Source organism: Jannaschia sp. Os4, assembly GCF_016820245.1.
Taxonomy (GTDB): domain Bacteria; phylum Pseudomonadota; class Alphaproteobacteria; order Rhodobacterales; family Rhodobacteraceae; genus Jannaschia.
Map to the genome: position 1 here is coordinate 24,435 of NZ_JAFCAR010000002.1, position 20,063 is coordinate 44,497.

At 71.3% G+C, this 20,063-nt stretch carries 18 protein-coding genes; 6 read left to right on the forward strand and 12 right to left on the reverse strand.

What is annotated here, in order from left to right; genetic code table 11:
* Window positions 1–8: 8 nt before the first annotated feature.
* Genes JQC91_RS04255 through bchF form a run of 4 tightly spaced genes read right to left on the reverse strand, consistent with a single transcriptional unit; the run spans window position 9 to window position 6,748 of the window.
* Window positions 9–3,503: a cobaltochelatase subunit CobN gene (locus JQC91_RS04255; RefSeq protein ID WP_203285556.1), complete on the reverse strand. Its 3,495-nt coding sequence runs from the start codon at window positions 3,501–3,503 to the stop codon at window positions 9–11.
* The gene (bchB, locus tag JQC91_RS04260) at window positions 3,493–5,025 is read right to left on the reverse strand and encodes a ferredoxin:protochlorophyllide reductase (ATP-dependent) subunit B (RefSeq protein ID WP_203285557.1); all 1,533 of its coding nucleotides are present in this window, start codon (window positions 5,023–5,025) and stop codon (window positions 3,493–3,495) included. Before bchB ends, JQC91_RS04255 begins: the two co-directional genes overlap by 11 nt.
* Window positions 5,022–6,287: a ferredoxin:protochlorophyllide reductase (ATP-dependent) subunit N gene (locus JQC91_RS04265; protein ID WP_203285558.1), complete on the reverse strand. Its 1,266-nt coding sequence runs from the start codon at window positions 6,285–6,287 to the stop codon at window positions 5,022–5,024. Before JQC91_RS04265 ends, bchB begins: the two co-directional genes overlap by 4 nt.
* Entirely contained in the window at window positions 6,284–6,748 is a 465-nt protein-coding gene (gene bchF / locus JQC91_RS04270; protein WP_203285559.1) for a 2-vinyl bacteriochlorophyllide hydratase, read from the reverse strand. The genes JQC91_RS04265 and bchF overlap by 4 nt, the downstream gene beginning before the upstream one ends.
* A 215-nt stretch (window positions 6,749–6,963) precedes the next feature.
* Between bchF and JQC91_RS04275 the strand changes: the two genes are divergently transcribed.
* The 6 genes from JQC91_RS04275 to idi are packed head-to-tail and all read left to right on the forward strand — an operon-like array spanning window position 6,964 to window position 13,078.
* A complete protein-coding gene (locus tag JQC91_RS04275; protein ID WP_203285560.1) occupies window positions 6,964–7,746 on the forward strand; it encodes a hypothetical protein in 783 nt (260 codons plus the stop codon).
* Entirely contained in the window at window positions 7,722–9,173 is a 1,452-nt protein-coding gene (ppsR, locus tag JQC91_RS04280) for a transcriptional regulator PpsR (RefSeq protein WP_238941321.1), read from the forward strand. Before JQC91_RS04275 ends, ppsR begins: the two co-directional genes overlap by 25 nt.
* 55 nt (window positions 9,174–9,228) lie before the next feature.
* Entirely contained in the window at window positions 9,229–10,128 is a 900-nt protein-coding gene (chlG, locus tag JQC91_RS04285) for a chlorophyll synthase ChlG (RefSeq protein WP_203285561.1), read from the forward strand.
* On the forward strand, window positions 10,125–11,366 hold the full coding sequence (locus JQC91_RS04290) for an MFS transporter (RefSeq protein ID WP_203285562.1): 1,242 nt from the start codon (window positions 10,125–10,127) through the stop codon (window positions 11,364–11,366). Before chlG ends, JQC91_RS04290 begins: the two co-directional genes overlap by 4 nt.
* Window positions 11,363–12,541, forward strand: a complete 1,179-nt coding sequence (locus JQC91_RS04295; RefSeq protein ID WP_203285563.1) for a geranylgeranyl diphosphate reductase — start codon at window positions 11,363–11,365, stop codon at window positions 12,539–12,541. Before JQC91_RS04290 ends, JQC91_RS04295 begins: the two co-directional genes overlap by 4 nt.
* A 9-nt stretch (window positions 12,542–12,550) precedes the next feature.
* On the forward strand, window positions 12,551–13,078 hold the full coding sequence (gene idi / locus JQC91_RS04300; protein ID WP_203285564.1) for an isopentenyl-diphosphate Delta-isomerase: 528 nt from the start codon (window positions 12,551–12,553) through the stop codon (window positions 13,076–13,078).
* Window positions 13,079–13,276: 198 nt separating this feature from the next.
* On the opposite strand, the gene pufC is transcribed toward idi, so the two are convergent.
* The 8 genes from pufC to bchY form a co-directional block, all read right to left on the reverse strand.
* Window positions 13,277–14,413 (reverse strand): photosynthetic reaction center cytochrome PufC, encoded by a 1,137-nt coding sequence (gene pufC / locus JQC91_RS04305; RefSeq protein ID WP_203285565.1) that lies wholly within the window; start codon window positions 14,411–14,413, stop codon window positions 13,277–13,279.
* The gene (pufM, locus tag JQC91_RS04310; protein ID WP_238941322.1) at window positions 14,413–15,411 is read right to left on the reverse strand and encodes a photosynthetic reaction center subunit M; all 999 of its coding nucleotides are present in this window, start codon (window positions 15,409–15,411) and stop codon (window positions 14,413–14,415) included. Before pufM ends, pufC begins: the two co-directional genes overlap by 1 nt.
* A 3-nt stretch (window positions 15,412–15,414) precedes the next feature.
* Window positions 15,415–16,275: a photosynthetic reaction center subunit L gene (gene pufL / locus JQC91_RS04315; protein ID WP_203285566.1), complete on the reverse strand. Its 861-nt coding sequence runs from the start codon at window positions 16,273–16,275 to the stop codon at window positions 15,415–15,417.
* A gap of 103 nt (window positions 16,276–16,378) precedes the next feature.
* A complete protein-coding gene (pufA, locus tag JQC91_RS04320) occupies window positions 16,379–16,555 on the reverse strand; it encodes a light-harvesting antenna LH1, alpha subunit (protein ID WP_203285567.1) in 177 nt (58 codons plus the stop codon).
* Between the two features lies 1 nt (window position 16,556).
* On the reverse strand, window positions 16,557–16,718 hold the full coding sequence (gene pufB / locus JQC91_RS04325; protein ID WP_203285568.1) for a light-harvesting antenna LH1, beta subunit: 162 nt from the start codon (window positions 16,716–16,718) through the stop codon (window positions 16,557–16,559).
* Between the two features lie 203 nt (window positions 16,719–16,921).
* The gene (gene pufQ / locus JQC91_RS04330) at window positions 16,922–17,146 is read right to left on the reverse strand and encodes a cytochrome PufQ (RefSeq protein ID WP_203285569.1); all 225 of its coding nucleotides are present in this window, start codon (window positions 17,144–17,146) and stop codon (window positions 16,922–16,924) included.
* Complete coding sequence (bchZ, locus tag JQC91_RS04335; RefSeq protein ID WP_203285570.1) at window positions 17,146–18,612, reverse strand: chlorophyllide a reductase subunit Z; 1,467 nt, start codon at window positions 18,610–18,612, stop codon at window positions 17,146–17,148. Before bchZ ends, pufQ begins: the two co-directional genes overlap by 1 nt.
* Complete coding sequence (bchY, locus tag JQC91_RS04340; protein ID WP_238941331.1) at window positions 18,612–20,048, reverse strand: chlorophyllide a reductase subunit Y; 1,437 nt, start codon at window positions 20,046–20,048, stop codon at window positions 18,612–18,614. The genes bchZ and bchY overlap by 1 nt, the downstream gene beginning before the upstream one ends.
* Window positions 20,049–20,063 lie beyond the last annotated feature (15 nt).

Consider the following 20,063-nt stretch of genomic DNA (forward strand, 5'->3'; position numbering starts at 1 on the left):
CGTCGCTCCTATTCTGCCGCGAAGACGCCCTCGAGGCGGTCTTCCAGCTCGTCGGCGGCGTCCTGCAACGCGGCCAATGTATCGGGATCGGGTGCCCAGAACCGGCGCTCCGACGCTTCGAGGAGGCGGCCCGCCATGCGGGCGGACGCCTTGGGGTTCAGGTCGGCCAGACGGCGGCGCATCGCCTCGTCCAGCACGAAGGTCTCGGAGATGCGCTGGTAGACCCACGGCTCGACCGCGCCGGTCGTGGCGGACCAGCCCAGCGTGTTGGTCACCTGCGCCTCGATGGCGCGGACCCCTTCCGAGCCGTGGCGGAGCTGCCCTTCGAACCAGCGGGGGTTGAGGGCTCGGGTGCGCGTCTCCAGCGTCACCTGATCGGCGAGGGGCCGGACCTTGGCGGTGCCCATCGTGGCGTCGCCGATGAGGACGGGGGCCTCCTCGCCCTTCGCCCGCTTCACCGCGCGTGAGATTCCGCCCAGCGTGTCGAAGTAGTGGTCGATCGTGGTGACCCCGAGCTCCACCGACTCGAGGTTCTGATAGGCCACGTCCACGTCGCCCAGCGCCGCCTGCAGCAGGTCGGCCGCCTTGGTCGCCCGCCCGTTCCGCCCGTAGGCGAAGCCCTTGCGCGCCTCGAACACGTCGGCCAGCTCGCCCTCGTCCTCCCATGCGCCCGCATCGACCAGTTGGTTGACGTTGGCCCCGTAGGCCCCCTCGGCGTTGGAGAAGACGCGCAAGGCGGCCGTCTCGAGGTCGCAGCCCATCTTGGCGGCGTAGGCGCGGGCGTGGGCGGCGACGGCGTTCATGTGGTCCGGCTCGTCGGCGGAGGCGGCGAGCCACGCGGCCTCGGCGAGCAGCTTGACCTGCAGCGGCAGGAGGTCGCGGAAGATGCCCGAGAGGGTCATCACCACGTCGATCCGGGGACGGCCCAGTTCGTCCAGCGGGACGAGCTCCGCCCCCGCCAGCCGCCCATAGTGGTCGAACCGGGGCCGCGCGCCCATGAGGTGCAGCGCCTGCGCGATGGGCACTCCGTCCGACTTGATGGAGTCGCTGCCCCACAGCACCATCGCCACCGAGCGCGGCGCGTCCGCTTCCGCCAGCAGGAGGTCCGCCTGCGCAGCGCCGTCGCGCATGGCCCACTGGGTCGGCATCCGGAACGGGTCGAAGGCGTGGATGTTGCGCCCCGCCGGGAGGACGGAGGCGCCCCGCGTCAGGTCGCCGCCGGGGACGGGCGCCACGAACCGCCCGTTCAGCGCCGCCATCAGCCCGTCCATCTCGGCATCCGACCGGAGCGCCGCAGCGGCGCGTTCCCGGTCGGCGGGGTCGAGCGGGTCGAGGTATCGGGCGAGGTCGTCGTTCGACAGTGGCTTCCCGAGGACATGGAGGCCGTCGGGGATCAGCGCGTCCTCGGTCTCCAGCAGCGTCAGCCACAGCCTATCGGGGTCGGACCCGTCGAGGTCCACCGCCTCGGCTTGGTCCGCGATCAGGCGGCGCAGGTCGGTGCGGTTGGCCAGCGGGTCCGCCTCGCGCCAGCGGCGGACGCTGTCGCGCAGCTCGGCCAGCCCCTTGTAGAGACCCGCCTGCGCCAAGGGCGGCGTCACGTGGGTCACCGTCACCGCGCCCGACCGGCGCTTGGCGAGCGAGGCCTCGGAGGGGTTGTTGGAGGCGTAGAGATAGACGTTCGGCACGTCCCCGATCAGGCGGTCGGGCCAGTCGGTCCAGCCCATGCCGCTCTGGCGGCCCGGCATGAACTCCAAGGCGCCGTGCATCCCGAAGTGGAGCAGGACGTCGGCGCCGAACTCGTCGCGCATCCAGCGGTAGAACGCGCCGAACGCATGGGTCGGCGCGAAGGAGCCCTCGAACATCAGGCGCATCGGATCGCCCTCGATCCCCATCGCGGGCTGCAGGCCCACGAACACGTCGCCGAAGGCACGCCCGAGGATCGTGACCGCCGCCCCGTCCGACTGCTGCCGCCCCGGGGCGGGGCCCCATGTCGCCTCGGTCTGGGCGAGGAACCGGTCCTCCGCGACCAGCCGGTCGGCGGGGATGCGGGCGTGGACGTTGGCCTCCGCGCCATGGGCGGCGGCGTTGCCTTCCAGGAGCGCACGGCGCAGCGCATCGACGTCGGCGGGCAGGTCCACCGCATGACCCTCGGCCTTCAGCCGTGCCAGCACGTTCCACAGCGACTCCCACACGCCGAGATAGGCGGCGGTGCCGGCGGCGCCGGCGTTGGGGGGGAAGTTGAACAGCACGATGCCGATCCGCTTCGCCCCCTCGCGGCGCAGCGTCGCGCGCTTCGTCGCCCGCGCCACCAGCCGCTCGATCCGCTCGGGGCAGGGCGCCATCGCCCGCGACGTCCCGCCGTCGCATCGCCGGGGGCACCCGTCGCACCCGCTCGGGCCGTGGCGCCCGGCGAAGACGGTCGGCCCCGTCGCGCCGTCGATCTCGGGCAAGGCGATCAGCATGGTCGTCTCGACCGGCCCCAGCCCCCGCTCCGACCCGCCCCACTGGCCCAGCGTCTGGAACTCCAGCGGATGCGCGGCGAGGTAGGGGACGTCGAGGTCCGCGAGAACCTCCACCGCCGCCTCGGAGTCGTTGTAGGCCGGGCCGCCGACGAGGGAGAACCCCGACAGCCCCACGAGCGCGTCGACGCCTTGGTGGTACGCCGCGATGGCCGGGCGCGCGTCGAGGCCCCCGGCGAAGGCGGCGATGACGCGCACGCCGCGCGCCTCGAAGGCCCGGATCACCGCGTCGTAATGCGCGGCGTCCCGCGCCAGCACGTATGAGCGCAGCAGGAGGAGCCCCACCGTCGCCACCGGCGCATCCGGCGACGGCAGCGCGGCGAGGTCGGTCACGATTCCCGTGTCGGGATGGTAGAGGCCGACCTCGGGATGCTCGACCGGCGCGGGCACGTGGCCCGCATGCCCGCCGTAGCGGGACAGGAGCATCCAGAGCAGCCCCTCGACATTCTCGTCCGATCCGCCGAGCCAGTACTGCATCGACAGGAACCACGCCCGCAGGTCCTGCGCCTTGCCCGGCACGAACTTCAGCAGCTTGGGCAGGCGGCGCAGCATCGCCATCTGCTTCTCGCCCGAGGCCCGCTTGCCGCCGCCCCCGCCGCCGCGAAGCTTCTTCAGCAGCTCGACGGCGGCCGAAGGCGGCGCGGCCATGTCGAGGTCGCCCATCCGGGTCAGCTTGACGATGGACGGGTCGCTGACCATCGCCACCACCGCGTCGGCGCGCACCCGCGCGCGCTCCAAGGCGGGGCGGATCGCCTGCACGTGGTCGTCGAGGAAGATCAGCCCGCAGATCACGATGTCCGCGCTGTCCACCGCCGCGATGGCGCGGTCCAGCGCGCCCGCGTCGTGGTCCCATTCGGCGGCCGCGTGGACGGAGACCTCCAGCCCTTCCAGCCCCATGCGCGCCACGGCCCGCGCCGCCGGTCCCGCCGACAGCGCGTCCAGCGTCACGATGGCGACGCGGTATGCCACGGCGTCACCGCGCATAGTGGGCCTTCGCCTCGTAGAGCGTGTCCACCGACACCTCCGCGAGGCCCTTCTCGGCGGCGAACGCCTCCGTGTTCCGCTTGGCTTTGCCGCGCACGAAGAACGGGATCTTCCGCAGCTCGCGCTCGGCATCGGCGAGCCAGACGACCACGTCCGCCCCCTTCGATGTCCCGGAAATATTCCGGGGGACGTCCGGCTCCGCCGGGCGAGGGGCGGAGCCCCCGTGATGCGATGGACCCGCAGCGTCGTGGAACTCGGGATCCTCGCGAAACATGGCCAGCAGATGCTCCTCCAGCCCCATGACCAGCGGATGGACCAGCGTGTCGAAGAGCACGTTCGCCCCCTCCACGCCCATCACCGGCGAGTAGCGGGCGGGGAAGTCCTGCACGTGGACGGGGGCGCTGATGACGGCGCAGGGGATGCCCAGCCGCTTGCCGACATGGCGCTCCATCTGCGTGCCGAGGATCATCTCGGGGGCCAGCGCTGCGATCCGCTCCTCCACCTCCAGATGGTCGTCGGTGATCAGCGCCTCGACGCCGTACTCCTTGGCCAAGGCCCGGACGTCGCGCGCGAACTCGCGGTTGTAGCAGCCCAGCCCCACCACCTCGAACCCCATCTCGTCGCGCGCCACGCGGGCCATCGCCTTCACGTGGGTCGCGTCCCCGAAGAGGAAGACGCGCTTGCCCGTCAGGTAGGTGCTGTCGACCGAGCGCGACCACCACGGCTCCCGCAGGCGGGACTCGTCGATGCGCGGCTCCACCCCGGCCAGCATCCCGACCTCACGCGCGAAGTCGCGCACGGCGCCCGCGCCGATGGGGATCGTCTTGGTCCACGGCTGCCCGTGCTCCCGCTCCAGCCAGCGGGCGGCGGCCTCCGCATGCTCGGGGTAGAGGACGACGTTGAAGTGGGCCGCGCCGAGGCGGGCGAGGTCCGACGGTCGCGCGCCCATCGGCGCGACCACGTTCACCGCGATGCCCATCCCCTCCAAGAGGCCCACGATCTCCGTCACGTCGTCGCGGTGGCGGAAGCCGAGGCCCGTGGGGCCGAGCACGTTGCACGAGACCTCGGGCGTCCGCTCGCACGGTTTCGCCAAGGTCCGGACCAGCTGGTAGAAGGTCTCGTCCGTGCCGAAGCATTCCTTGCGGGTGTAGGAGGGCAGCTCCAGCGCCACGACCGGCACCGGCAGGCCCAGCGCCTCGGCCAGCCCGCCGGGATCGTCCTGGATCAGCTCGGCGGTGCAGGACGCGCCGACGATCAGCGCCTCCGGCTTGAACCGCTCGTAGGCCGCGAGGCAGGCATCCTTGAAAAGCGTCGCCGTGTCCGCGCCGAGGTCGCGGGCTTGGAACGTCGTGTAGGTCACGGGCGGGCGGCGGTCCCGCCGCTCGATCATCGTGAATAGCAGGTCCGCGTAGGTGTCGCCCTGCGGCGCGTGCAGGACGTAGTGCACGCCCTTCATCCCCGTGGCCACGCGCATCGCGCCGACATGGGGCGGGCCCTCGTATGTCCACATGGAGAGCTTCATTCCGCCGCCTCCATCCGGTCGGCGAAGTCGAGCTTCTCCTTCCGCCACAGCGGGCGCGCGAAGAGCGCGGCGAGGTCGCCCGCCTGCTCGTAGAAATGGACGGGCGTGAAGACGAGCTCGATCGCCCACTTGGTCGTCAGCCCCTCGCGCTCCAGCGGGTTGGCGAGGCCCAGCCCGCAGATCGTCAGGTCGGGGCGGTCGTCGCGCACCCGGTCCAACTGCCGCTCGACGTCCTGCCCCTCGGACAAGCGGCACTCGGGCAGCAGCGCGAGGTCCGGCGCCATGATCGCGCGGTGCAGGTAGGGGGTGCCGATCTCCACGGGGACCATGCCGCACTCGCGGGCGAGGAAGCGGGCGAGGGGGATCTCGAGCTGGCTGTCCGGCAGCGCGGTCAGGCGCTTGCCCGCGAGCGTGTCGCGCGCGGCGGCGACGGCCTTGCGGGCGCGGACCCGGGGGGCGGTGGTCACCGCCTCGAAGGTCGCATCGTCGACACCGTGCGCCTCGGCCACCGCACGCAGCCATGCGGTCGTGCCCTCCTCGCCGAAGGGGAACGGGGCCTCGATCCGGGCCGCGCCGCGCTTGTCCAACTCGGACGCGGTGTCGCCGAGGAAAGGCTGGAGCAGCGCGTAGCGGGTGTTCGGCCCCACCGCGAGCGGCGCGCCGGTGCGGCGGGCGGGCAGGACCTGCGCCTCGATCCCCATCGCGGCGAGGAGCGACAGCGCCTGATCCTCCACCACGTCGGGCAAGGCGCCGACGAGGACGAGGTTCGCCGCCTCCGTCGCGGGCAGGCCCGGCACCATCGCGGCGAGGCAGGCGTCCTCGCCTTGGGTGAAGGTCGTCTCGATGCCGGAGCCGGAGTAGGACAGCACCTCGACATGCGGGGCGTGGTGCGACGACAGCCGCTGCGCCGCCTTCGCCAGATCCAGCTTGATCACTTCCGACGGACAGGACCCGACGAGGAACAGGCGGCGGATGTCGGGGCGGCGGGCGAGCAGGCGCTCGACCACGGCATCGAGTTCGTCCTGCGCGTCCTTCATCCCAGCGAGGTCGCCTTCCTCGAGGATGGCGGTGGCGAATCGCGGCTCGGCGAAGATCATCACGCCCGCGGCGGACTGCAGCAGGTGCGCGCAGGTCCGCGAGCCCACCACGAGGAAGAAGGCGTCGGGCATCTTGCGGTGCAGCCAGACGATGCCGGTCAGCCCGCAGAACACCTCGTGCTGGCCGCGCTCCCGCAGGACGGGCATGTCGGTGCAGCCGCTCATGCCGGAACCATGCGTGCGAGGCGCAGCTTGCGGAGGAACTGCGCCGCGTTGACCACGTAGGCGGCGTAGGCGGCGAGCGCGACGGTCATCTGCGCCTCCGCCGACCAGCCGAGGCCGAGCGCCAGGAGATACAGCGTGTGCAACGCGATGACCCCGAACGAGACCACGTCCTCCCAGAAGAAGGCGGGGGCCAGGAGGTAGCGCCCGAACACGACCTTCTCCCAGATCGCGCCGGTCACCATGATCGCGTAGAGGATCGCCGTCTTGAGGATCACCGAGCCGGTGGCGAGCGCGTAGCCGTCGCCGGTCCAGAGGAACCGCAGCACCAGCGCGAGGGAGACGCCGAACACCGCGAACTGCACGGGAGCGAGGACTCCCTGCACCACGGTCCAGCGCGTCGCGTCTCGGCGCGCGCGCTGCTCCGGCGTGTAGATCGGAACGCGGTCTCCGGTCGTGGACAAAGGGGCTCCTCCCGTCCGTGCAATCTCCCGACTTACGCCACACGTGTCAATCTAGAGTTACACCCGGTGATCCAAGCGCGTCCGTTCCGCGTAGTGCTGTTCGATGGCGCCTTCGTCCCTCCTGTCCACATCGCGTGACAGGCGGGGGAGATGGACGGCTGACACGAGGTCCCTGCCGTGATACGCACGGCGGACCCATCCCGCGGAGGGGCAAGATGGACGTGCGTGGCGACAACGTGCTCGACCTACCCGTCCGCCCCGACGGCCCGACCGGGCTGGGGGCGGCGCTTCGCCTCTGCCTGCGGTGGATCGGGGCCGACGGCCCGCTCTCCGTTCAGGAGGCCCGCGCCTTCCGGGCCGTGTGGCTCGCGGAGGACGGCTCCCACCGGGCCACGATCTACGACGTCGCGCGCGGCGACGCCGCCCAGTGCGACCGCCTGCTGCTGACCGCGCTTCCGCGCGTCGCCGCGGGCCTCGGGGCGGACTGGTGCGACGGCGGCTCCAGCTTCGTGGACGTCACGATCGCCTGCGCCCGCATCCACGAGGCGCTCCGCCTGCTCGGGGACGTCGCGCGCCCCGCCCCGGACGGCGCCTGCGTCGTGGTGGCGAGCCCGCGCGGCGAGGATCACGTCCTTCCGCTCGCGCTGCTGGCCTACCGGCTGCGGCGCATGGGGCTGCACGCGCGCCTGCTCAGCGACGCGACCGCCGGCGGCGTCGCGCGCGCCTTCGCCGACACGGGCGCGGACGGAATCGTGCTGGGGGCATCCACGGATCGCGGGTTCGCGCGTGCGATCGACATCGTCCGCGCCCTGCGCCGGATGGGCGGGCCGCACCGCCCCGTCGCCCTCGGGGGCTGCGCGCTGTCACGGCACCGCGACGCCGCACGGGAAAGTGGCGCGGACTGCCTTTCGAACGATCTGCAGGATGCGCTAGACTCGTTCAAGGTGACGCTGCCCGGCCGGCTTGGACCGGCATGCGACATGGGGGCGACGACGTGAGCACGCGCGAGAGCGACTTCTGGAACGAACGGGCCGGGCCACGTATCGCGCCGCAGTATTTCGGCGACATCCTGACGACCGCCGCGGACATCGCGCTCGTGGTCGGCGAGGGCGGGACGATCATCTCCGCGACGACGAACCCGTTGAACGGGGCCGTGGGCAAGGTCGACCACTGGGAAGGGCGCAACCTCCGGGAGTTCGTGGCCGAGGACAGCATCGACAAGCTGGACGACCGCATCCGCGCGGCCGCCGGCGGCGAGACCGTCCACGCCCCCGTGGAGGTGAACCACCGGGACAACGCCGCGTGGACCTTCCCGATCCGCTACACCGCCCATCCGACGGGGGTGGAGGGGCGCGTCCTCCTCCTCGGCCGCGACCTCCGCCCGGTCGCGGAACTGCAGCAGCGGCTCGTCCGGGCGCAGATGGCGCTCGAGCGCGACTACGAGGCCCAGCGCGATTTCCAGACCCGCTACCGCGTGGTGATGGAGGCGGCCTCCGACCCGCTCGTGCTGGTGGAGGTGTCGTCGGGCCGCGTCCTCGATGCCAACCCCGCGGCCGCCGCGCTCCTCGGCTCCGCGCCGGACGCGCTGTCCGGCTCGGCCTTCGCGCAGGAGTTCGAGGGGCGGCGCAAGGCGGAGTTCCTCGACGCGCTCTGCGGGACCGCCGCCGCCAACGCCGAGACGCGTGACGTCGCCGTCGAGACCCGGCGCACCGGGCGCGCGCTCTCGCTTCGGGCCCGTCTCTTCCGCGCCGGTGGCGAGCGCCTGCTGCTCGTGGCCCTCGCCGGGCCGGGCGCCGTCCCCTCGGGGGACGACCCCCGCGCGGGCCTCCTCGGCGCGCTGTTCGACCGGGCCGGCGACGCGATCGTGCTGACCGACCGGGCAGGCCGGATCGAGAGCGCGAACGAGGCGTTCCTGTCGATGTGCGACGCGGGCACCGTCGGCGACGTGGCGGGGCGGACCTTGGGCGAGTTCCTCGCGCGGGGCGCCGTGGACATGCGCATCCTGCTCGACGACGCGAGCGGACCCCAGCGCGGGTACCTCACGCGCGTGACGGGGGGATACGGCACGCAGGTTCCCGTCGAGATCAGCGCGGCCCGCCTCGACGCGCCCGGCGTCGACGGGCACGGCATGATCCTGCGCGACACGGCCCGCGGGGCGGTCGCGCAGGCGGAGGCCCCCGCCGCCGAGATCGTCGGCGCGACGGTGGGCGAGCGCGCGATGCGCGAGGTGATGGACCAGGTCGGCTCCTCCTCCCTCAAGGAGATCGTGGCCGCGACCACCGACGTGATCGAGAAGGCCTGCATCGAGACGGCACTCGAACTGACGAGCGACAACCGGGTCGCCGCGGCAGAGATGCTCGGGCTGAGCCGTCAATCCCTGTACGTGAAGCTCCGGAAGTACGGCATCCTGTCGCGCGACGGCTGACGCGCCGGTTGAATCGCCTTGCCGCGGGACGGACCGTCGCACTAGTCTGACACCCATGAGTGTCAGCACGGATTTACACCCGACCCGCCGCCTGCCCGATCCGGCGGCTCTCCTCACGCTCATCAAGCCGATCACGTGGTTCCCGCCGATGTGGGCGTTCCTGTGCGGCGCGGTCTCGTCCGGCGGCTCGCTCGCGGAGGCACCGTGGCTGGTGGCGCTCGGCCTCGTCCTCGCGGGGCCCGTCGTTTGTGGCATGTCGCAAGCGGCGAACGACTGGTGCGACCGCGAGGTCGACGCGATCAACGAACCCGACCGCCCGATCCCCTCGGGTCGCGTGCCGGGCCGCTGGGGCTTGTGGGTGGCGCTCGCCATGTCGGCGCTCGGGCTCGCCGTCGGCGCGCTGCTGGGCCCGTGGGGCTTCGCGGCCACGGCCGTCGCCGTGCTGGCCGCATGGGCCTACTCGGCGGAGCCCGTCCGCCTCAAGCGGAGCGGGTGGTGGGGGCCGGGCCTCGTGGGCCTGTCCTACGAGACGCTGCCGTGGCTGACCGGCGCCGCCGTGCTGGCGGGCGCGCCGGGCTGGGACGTGGCCGCCGTCGCCCTGCTGTACGGGATCGGGGCGCACGGGATCATGACGCTTAACGACTTCAAGGCGCTGGAGGGCGACCGCCGGACCGGCGTCGCCTCCCTGCCCGTGACCCTCGGGCCGGAACGGGCGGCGAAGGTCGCGTGCCTGATGATGGCATGGCCGCAGGTCGTGGTGGTCGCGCTGCTCTGGACGTGGGGCGCGCCCGTCCACGCGGGGATCGTCGCGCTGCTTGTCCTCGCCCAAGGCGCGGCGATGGCCCGCATGCTTTCCGACCCGAAGCGGTTCGCGCCGTGGTACAACGGCACGGGCGTGCTGCTGTCGGTCGCGGGGATGATGGTCGCGGCCCTCGCGCTGCGGGGGCTGGCATGAGCTGGGGCGCGATCCTCCGCCTCTGCCTGGTCAACGCGGCGATCGGCGGGATGACGGCGCTTCCCGTGAACCTGTTCAACCGGCTGATGACGGTGGAATTGGCCCTGCCCGCGATCCTGCCCGGCCTGCTGGTCGCGCTCCACTACGCGGTGCAGCTGTCGCGTCCCGTCTGGGGGCACCGCTCCGACGCGATGGTCGCGCGGACGCCGGTGATCCTGGTCGGGCTGGGCGTGCTCGCGCTCGGCGTCTGGCTCGCCGCATGGGGCATCGCGCTGGCCGACGGGTCGATGGCCGCCGCGCTCGCCGTCTGGACCGTTGCCTACCTCGCCATCGGCCTCGGCGTCGGCGCGGCGGGGACGTCGTTCCTCGCGCTGCTCGCCACCGCCGTCCCGGACGCGCGCCGTCCCGCCGCCGCGACGCTCGCGTGGCTCACCCTCATCGCCGGGGCCATCGCCGCCTCCATCGGCACGGGCGTCCTGCTGGAGCCCTACGACCCGTCCCGCCTGCTGTGGGTCGTCGCCGCCGTGGTCTGCGCCGCATGGCTGCTGGCCCTCCTCGCCGTCGCCGGGATGGAGCGGGCCGACCCCGCGCCCCGGCCCGAGGCCCCGCGCCTGCGTGCCGCCCTCGCCGCGACGTGGGCTGATCCGGCCGCGCGCCGGTTCACGGGCTTCGTCTTCCTCTCGATCCTCGCCTTCTACCTGTCCGAATTGATCTACGAGCCCTTCGCCGGCCACGTGCACGGCCTGTCGCCATCGGACTCCACCAAGATGTCGGGCGCCAAGGACGGTGCGGCCCTGCTCGGGATGATCGGCGCGGGCGTCCTCGCCACCTTCGGCGTCGGCACCCTCCGCCTCTGGGCCGTCGTGGGCTGCCTCGTCTCCGCCGCCGCGCTGATCGCGTTGGGCGCGGCCCTGCCCCTCATGCCCTCGACCGTGGCGCTCGGCATCGGCAACGGCCTCTTCGTCGTCGGCGCCATCGGCTCGATGATGCGCCTCGCCTCCGCCCGCGCGGGCGCGGCGGGGACGCGCATGGGCGTGTTCGGCGCGGCGCAGGCCGTCGCGGCGGGCCTTGCCGGCCTGATCGCGACCGGCACCCTCGACCTCGCCCGCGCGGCCCTGCCCGACGGCACGGCCTACGCCCTTCTCTTCGGGCTGGAGGCCGCGCTCTTCGCCCTCGCCGCCCTCGTCGCGCTGCGCGTGCTGCGCGCGCCCACCCCCCACGCCGTTCCGGGAGAATGACCATGCTGGATGTCGTCGTCGTCGGAGGCGGCCCCTGTGGCGCCACCGCAGCCCATGACCTCGCCCGCGCGGGGCACGCCGTCGCGTTCATCGACAAGGCCGGGCGCATCAAGCCCTGCGGCGGCGCGATCCCGCCCCGCCTGATCCGGGACTTCGACATCCCCGACGAGCAGATCGTCGCCAAGATCAACACCGCGCGCATGGTCTCGCCCACGGGGCGGCGCGTGGACATCCCGATCGAGGACGGCTTCGTCGGCATGGTGGACCGCGAGCATTTCGACGAGTTCCTCCGCGTTCGGGCGGCCGAGGCGGGGGCGATGCGTCATACCGGTACCTTCCTGCGGGTCGAGCGGGGGGACGGCACATGGGTAGTCTACCGGGACAAGGCCTCGGGCGAGGAGGTGCGCCTTCCCTGCCGCATGGTGATCGGCGCAGACGGCGCGCGGTCCAACGTGGCAAGGCAGGAGGTGCCCGGCGGGCGCGAGATCCCCTACGTGATCGCCTATCACGAGATCATCGCCGCGCCCGGCAAGGTGGGCGAGTACGACCCCACCCGCTGCGACGTGGTCTACGACGGCGCGATCAGCCCCGACTTCTACGGCTGGGTCTTCCCCCACGGCGCGCAGGCGAGCGTCGGCATGGGCACCGGCAAGGACGGCGTGGACCTGAAGGCGGCCACCGCGCAGCTGCGCGAGGCGTCCGGCCTCGCCGGGTGCCAGACGATCCGCAAGGAGGGCGCGCCGATCCCGCTGCGCCCCCTCGATCGGTGGGACAACGGGCGCGACATCGTGCTGGCGGGCGACGCCGCCGGTGTCGTCGCGCCGTCCTCGGGCGAGGGGATCTACTACGCCATGATGGGCGGGCGCGTCGCGGGGCTCGCGGCCGCCGCCGCGCTGGAGAAGGGGCCGAAGGCGCTCAAGCTCGCGCGCAAGCTCTTCATGAAGGAGCACAGCCAAGTGTTCCGCGTCCTCGGCGCGATGCAGAACGCCTACTACCGCTCCGACGAGCGGCGGGAGCGGTTCGTCTCGCTGTGCCACGACGCGGACGTCCAGAAGCTCACCTTCGAGGCCTACATGAACAAGGCGTTGGTCAAGGCGCGGCCTTGGGCCCATATCAAGATCGGAGCCAAGAACCTCGCGCACCTCGCGGGGATCGTCGCGCCCGACCGGGTCTGAGGGAGAGCCATGTCCGAGATGCTGCCCGCGTGGGTCGAAGGGACGCTCGTCCCTGTCGAGAAGCTGGAGGTCCACCGCCGCGGCCTACGCCACAAGGCGATCAGCGTCTTTGTAATCGACGGGCCACGCACGCTGCTCCAGCGCCGCGCGCTGTCGAAGTACCACACGCCCGGCCTCTGGGCGAACACCTGCTGCACCCATCCGCGCATGGACGAGACCGGCGCCGCCTGCGCCGCCCGCCGCCTGCGCGAGGAACTGGGCATCGAAGGCTTGGACCTGACCCCGCGCGATACGATCGAGTACCGCGCGGAGGTCGGCGGCGGACTGGTCGAGCACGAGGTGGTGGAGCTGTTCACCGCCGAGGTCGACGCCGCGGCGCTCCGCATGGACCTCAACCCGGACGAGGTCTGCGAGACGCGCTGGATCGCCCTGCCCGATCTTGAGGCCGAGGTCGCGGCCCACCCCGAGCGTTTCACGCCGTGGCTCCGCATCTACCTCGCCGACCACGCCGAGCGCCTCTTCGGCACCATCGCCTAGCCCTCCGTCCCCGCGGAACGCGCGCGGGGGCCGGACCGGCGTCCCGGTCGGGCGGAGCGCCCGCCATGCGGCGACCACGACCCCTTTGGACGAAAGAGGCGCGCGGGTGGGGACCCGCGCGCCAGTCCGGACCGTCGATGGGGACGAGCGGTCCGGGGACCGTCCGCGCGGCGGTTGGAACCGCGCGGACGAGAGCGTCTAGTTGGAGGCCTGCTCGACCAGCGAGTAGTCCGGCTCGCCCGTCGTCGCGAGCTCGGGCCAGTCCGCGATGACGTTCAGACCCTGCATCGGCTTGTTGTAGCCCTTGTGGCAGGTCTTGCAGGCGGCCTTGGGCGCGTCGGCATAGACCGGCCCGAGGCGGTGCGGCGGATACACGTCGCCCAGCGGCTCGAGGTAGACGTTGTTGAGATCCTGCACCATCAGGATCGCCAGCGACGCGTTCGACCATTGCGGCGTGAACTGCTCGGGATCGTAGAACGCCCTGCTGTTGTGGCAGAACACGCAGTTCACCCCGAGCGAGTTGGCGAAATAGTTCATCAGGCTGAACGTCCGCTCGGTGTGCTGCCAGTCCTGGCTGTCCTCGTCGGCAGGCCAGACCTCCACGCGGGATTCCAGATCGTGCACCGCGATCTGCGCGTCGTTGTAGAGGTACTGGTAGAGCGCGTCCGACGGCAGCGAGGTGTATTGCGACTGGACGGTCGCCCGGTTCTGGACGCCCGACCACCCCTCGAAGGAGCGCACGGTCGGATCGACCCGGAACCAGATGTCCGACGGCACGTGCTCGCCGCGGTGGCAGGTGTAGCAGTTCACCCCGACCTCGGCGTTGTAGTTCACGTGGCCGGACCATTCCTCGTTGATGACCTGGGTCATCTGAATCATCCGGCGCGACACCACCTTGGTGTAGATGTTGTCGGGCGCGTAGATCCCCTCGTCCGCCTGCGCGTGGCAGTAGGCGCAGCCCTCGTCCGGGCTGACCCACTGGGTCATCGCGTTCATCAGGCGCAGGAAGTTGCCCTCGGTGAGGTTCCCGAGCACCTGGACGTTCTTGTAGACCTCGCCGGCCAGCGGCTCGCCCACCTCGGGGGGATAGGGCGCCTCGGTGTAGTAGTCGGCGATCGTCGGGTCGGCGGCGGCGACGCTGGACTCGAAGTCGGTCACCACCATCCCGATGCCCGGCGGGCCGGTCTGGATCGAGGTCGTGGCGAAGGGCTGCCCCCATTGCACCAGCAGCGCGGCGGCGACGACGGCGCCCCCCAGCGTGCCTACCGCGATGGCGGGCACGTAGATGTTGGTGGGGTTGCGGCTATTCCAGTCGTTGAACCAGCGGGGAAACATCAGAGGCCCTCCAGTTGGGCTTGGGGATACCCCTCGCCGTAGAACTCGTAGCCGTAGGGCTCGAGGTAGGTCGGCGCGAAGTGGTGCTCCTGGGCCCAGATGAACCAGTTGTCGACGACGGTTCCCGTCAGGAGGATGCCGATGCCGCCGGTGATCGGGGTCAAGACCGCGAACCACCACGCCCAGCGGTGGATGCCCTCCATCGTGGCGTTGAACCCCATGGTCCAGCGCCAGAACAGCGAGGCGCGCTCCGTGGCCGTGCCGCGATCGTAGATCTGCTCCAGCTCCCGGTCCGCGCCGTAGCGGGTGCAGGCGAGGATCGTCGCGCCGTGCATCGCGAAGAGCAGCACCGAGCCGTAGAGGAACACGATGCTCAGGCAGTGGAACGGGTTGTAGTAGAGGTTGCCGTAGCGGATCGAGAACGCCGTGGTCCAGTCGAGGTGCGGGAAGATCCCGTAGGGCACCATCTCGGACCAGGACCCCATCAGGATGGGCCGGAACAGGCCCAGCACGAGGAACAGCCAGATCGCGGCGAGGAAGGCGTAGGCGACGTGCTTGCCCATGCGGTGCTGGCGCGCCAGCGAGTAGGACCGCAGCCACCACGACATGACCGACACGAGCAGCAGGAAGCTGGCGATCATGTACCAGCCCCCGTCGTGCAGCGGTGGCATCGTCAGCCCGTATTCGGGCGAGGGCGGCTCCAGCGCCAGCCAGAAGAGCTGCCGCAGGAACTCCGGGATCGACCATCCCACCTGGGACAGCATGTTGAAGCCGATGATGTTCAGCCACAGCGTCCCGGTCACGAGGCTGACGACCCCGTAGATGCCGAGGTGGATCGGGCCGAGCTGCGCGTTGCCGACCCAGCCGATCAGCGTCGAGAATCCCGCGCGCGGCAGGCGCTCGTGCGCCATCGGCTCGCCCGAGTCGATGCCCATCTCGGGCGGACCCTGGACTTGGAACTGGGTGAAGATGTTCTGGTATTCAGGCCACATGCTCATGGATCACATCCCCTCCAGTCGGGCGGCCGGGTTGTCGGGCGTCGGCCAGATCGGAAGCTCCAGCCACCACGCCCACCACTCGGGCCAGCCTTGGGTCCAGAGCGGGCCGCTGATGATGATGCAGACCGCGCTCCAGAAGCCCGCGTTGATCGCCAGCAGGAAGCCGACGCGGTGGATGCCCAGCGTGCCGACCGAGTAGCCGATGAAGTCGCGGAAGAACGTGTCCTCGTGATCCGGCAGCTTGGCCAGCTCCCCCTTCTCGGGGTTGGCCGCCGACAGGATCAGCGCCCCGTGCAGCGCGAGCGCGAGCGTGGTCGTGAAGAACAGCGTCACGGCCAGCATGTGCGCCGGGTTGTAGTGGAAGTGGAGGTAGGCGTAGCCCGTGTTCGACACCCAATCGAGATGGCTGAAGATGCCATAGGGGAAGGCGTGGCCCCACGCGCCGAGCAGCACGGGGCGGAACACGTTCAGCGTCACGAAGGCGAAGATCGCGACGCCGAAGGCGAAGGGGACGTGGTAGCCCATGCCCAGCTTGCGGCAGATCTCCACCTCGCGCAGCGCCCACGAGACGAAGGCGCCCACGGCGCAGATCGTGATGACCTGCCACAGCCCCCCGTCCTTGAGCGGCGCGAGTCCAAGGCCATAGGCGATGTCGGGCGCTTGGATGTGGATCAGCCACGGGTTGAAGGTGCCCTGCCACGAGGCGCCGATCAGGATCAGGATCGTGCCGAGGGCGGCGAAGAACATCGTCGTTACGCCGAAGAAACCGACGTAGAAGGGCCCGACCCAGAAATCGAACAGGTCCCCCCCCACCAGCGTCCCGCCTCGGACGCGGTATTTTCTCTCGAAGCTCAGCAAGGCCATGGCTGCTCTCCTCCGCGGTTGGCGCGACGGATCACGGGGACTCCGGTTCCGGTCGGCGTGTGTCTGGGATGGGGCGGGCCACCGGGGCGGCCCGCCCGGTGGTTCACTCGACGTCGAGGGCCGTGAGGCGCTCGAGCTGGCTCAGTTCGAACCAGTTGAAGCCGTCGTAGGACAGCAGCACGAGGTGGATCATCACGGCGAGGAGGAACAGGAACACGCCCTGCGCCACGAACACCCGCCGGGGGTCGAAGACCAACCAGATCTTGTAGAATCTGCTCATGTCACACCCCGAAGTTGAACCAAGGGAAGACGAAGTAGGTCAGGATGTGCGCGACCACGGCGACGGCCGTGAAAAGCATGGCCCCGCTGATGTAGACCGCGTGCAGTTCCTGCGCCTGCTCGTCTGTCAGACCCGTGAAGGACAGGTCGGTTCTGTCAGTCATTGGAAGTCTCCTCCAACTGACGCCGCACACCCTGCGGCCGGGCCCCGACGCGGGCTCATCCCGCGCCGGCATTCCACCTCCCTCGGGCCGGGTCTGAATCCGGCCCTCCGTCGGCGAAGCCCGGCCCCCCTCCCCCGCCGGTCTCGCGGGAGAGGGGCCGCTATGTCTCGTCCCGGGCCTGGCCCGGGACCTCGATCATCCGCTCAGATCGAGCAGATCATCGTGGTCACGTCCCGCGCGCGGCGCCGGGCATCGTCGAGGATGCCGGGCCGGGGCGAGGGGTCGCTGGTGATCGTCGCCACGGTCGCGCGCAGCAGGGCGCCGGGCAGGGCCAGCGCGAAGATCGGGACGAAGTAGGCCCGGTACTCCAGCGAGCGGTGGCTCACGTCGCGCCGCATCCGCGGGGCGTTCGAGGTGAAATCGGCCATCAGGCGTCCTCCTCTTGGTGGCGGGGATCGTCGCCCAAGGCGGCGACGGTGTCGGCGTCCACACGGTCAAAGCCCGCCGCCTCGGCGGCACGCTCGGCGGCGTCGCGCAGGTTCTTCGCTGCGCTGATCCGGGTGAGGACGGGATGGGTCGCCACGATCCGCTCCAAGAGGGCGGAGGCTTCGGCGTCCCAAGCGAGGGGCGCGCGCGCGGGCGTGGCGGGGCCGGCGTCCAGCTTGGACGCCAGCGGGATCACGTGGAACAGCGCGTCGAACAGGCCGTTGCACACCTCCTGCAATAGGTAGGTCGCGCCCGCGTAGCCCATGAAGGGCGTCCCCGTGGCGCGCCGGATGGCCGCGCCGGGGAAGCTCGCCGGGATGAAGGTCGGCGCGGGGCCGTGCCCGCCTGCCAGCTCGGCGAGGTACATCTTCTCGTTGATCGACCCCAGCAGCACCGTGGGCCGGTGCGCCGCGACCATCTCGCGGACGCGGTCGTTGTCGGTCTTGGTGCCCGCGCTGCGCGACACGGCGAAGGCGCAGGGCAGCCCGAGGTCGACCTCGAGGAACTTGCGGATTCCGCGGGCATAGGTCTCGGTCGCCACCACGCCGAACGACGCCGTCGCGAAGAAGTCCTGCGTCACCGACCGCCACAGGTCCCAGACGGGCTTGAGCGTCGAATGCTTTTCGCGGGCGATGAACGGCTCGGGGTCCAGCCCCAGCATCGACCCCAGCTCCCGCAGGAACAGCGTCGTCGACTTCACGCCCACCGGCGCCTGCAGGTAGGGCTTGCCCAGCACCTCGCACAGGCCGCGCCCGAACTCGCGATACATCACCACGTTGGCGTCCGCGTTCACGAGGTTCCGCATCTCGGCCAGATGGGCGCCCATGGGATAGACCATGTTCACCTCGGCCCCGATGCCTTCGACGAGGCGGCGGATCTCGGCGAGGTCCGAGGGCATGTTGAAGGTGCCGTACATCGGCCCGAGGATGTTCACGCGGGGCGCAGCGCCCTCGGGCCGCGCGACCTCCTTGGGCATCCGGCCCTTGGTCATCCCGAACTCGGTGAACGCCCACGTCATGGCGCGGTCGGCGGCCTGCCACTGGTCCTCGTCGATGGTGCGGGGCAGGAACCGTTGGATGTTGGTCCCCTCGGGCGTCACGCCCCCGCCGATCATCTCGGCGATAGAGCCGGTCACGACGACCGCCGGCAGCGCGGGGTCCAGCGTCCCCCACGCGCGCTTCATCGCGCCCTCGGTCCCGTCGCGGCCCAACTCCTCCTCGCCCAAGCCGGTCGTGACGATCGGCAACTCGTGCGGCGGCAGCCCGTCGGTGTAGTGCAGCACGGAGGTCACGGGCAGGTTCTCGCAGCCCACCGGCCCGTCGATGACCACCTGCAGCCCCTTGAGCGCGCAGAACGCATAGACGGCGCCCCAGTAGCCCCCGGCCCGATCATGATCCTGGATCAGCATCAGATCATGGCCTCCGCGGCCTTGGTCTTCGCCCGCTTCTCCATCTTCTTCGCGTTCGCGGCGCGGAACTCGGGGCGCAGGTTGGGATCGCCCTCCCACACGCCCGCCGTGTCGCCGTGGCCCACCCCCTCGAAGAACGCCTTCATCGAGGCCATCCGCTCGCGGTTTGCCATCGCGGCGTTCACCACCGGCGCCAGCGACCCCGCCCCCGCCGGACCCATCAGGGGCCGAGCCGAGATCAGGTTCGTGAAGTAGAGGGACGGGATGCCCATCTCCTTGGCGCGCTGCACCACCGGCGTCGTGCCGATGGCGAGGTCGGGACGCTCGCCCTCCACCACCGCCAGGTCGTCTTCCAAGGACGCCCGGAACTTCACCTCGCAGCCATGCGCGGCGAGCCAGTCGACGTCCGGCGCCGACCATTCGGTCTTCGGGCAGGCCGTGCCGACATAGGGCACCCGCGCCCCGCTCTCGATCAGCAGGCGCGCGACCAGCAGCTCCGACCCCTCGTAGCCCGACACGGTGACCGTGCCCTCGATCGGCGCGGCCTCCAGCCCGGCACGGATCGCGGCGGTGATGCCCTGCGCCTCGGCGACCTTGGCGGCGGACTCGCCGAACGCGTCCCCCACGGCGGCCAGCCACGCATGCGTCCCGTCGACCCCCACGGGGGCGGAGGGGATCACGCTGCGGCCTGCGGCCCTGAACTCGCGGATCGCGCCCGTGTAGAACGGGTGGATCGCGGCGACGGCGTCGCAGTCCAAGGCAGAATAGAGCTCACGCCACTCGCGGCAGGGAACGACCGGACCTGCCGCCAGACCGAGCGGCGTGAGCATCCCACCGACCCCGATGGGATCGGCGGGAAACATCTCGCCCAGCAACGCGATGCTGGGACGAGCGTCCACGGCGTCGGGGCGGGCGACCGGACCGGCCTCCACCTCCTTGCGCGCGTGGGACAACATGGCGGCGGCGAGGACGTCCTTCGCCTCCGCGTGGGTGGGGATGCCGAAGCCCGGCACGTCGATGCCGACGATCCGCACCCCGTTGATCTGGTCCGGCAGCAGCCGCAGCGGGACGCCGCTCGCGGTGGGGACGCAGAGGTTGGTGACGATGATGGCGTCGTACTTGTCGGGGTCCGCCATCTCGTGAACCGAGTCGCGGATGTCCTCGAACAGCTTGCCCGTCACGAGCGTCTCGCTGCTGAACGGCACGTAGCCGACCGAGCGGCGCGCGCCGTAGAAGTGCGACACGAAGGTCAGCCCGTAGACGCAGCAGGCCGAGCCCGAGAGGATCGTGCCCACGCGCCGCATCCGCAGCCCGGTGCGCAGCGACCCGAAGGCCGGGCACATGCTCTGCGGCTTGTCGTGCGGCCCGACGGGGTAGTCCGCCTTGTAGCGGTCGAGGATGCCCCCGGCCCCCGCCTCGCGCGCGGCCTGCTCCATCGTCTCGGACGACGA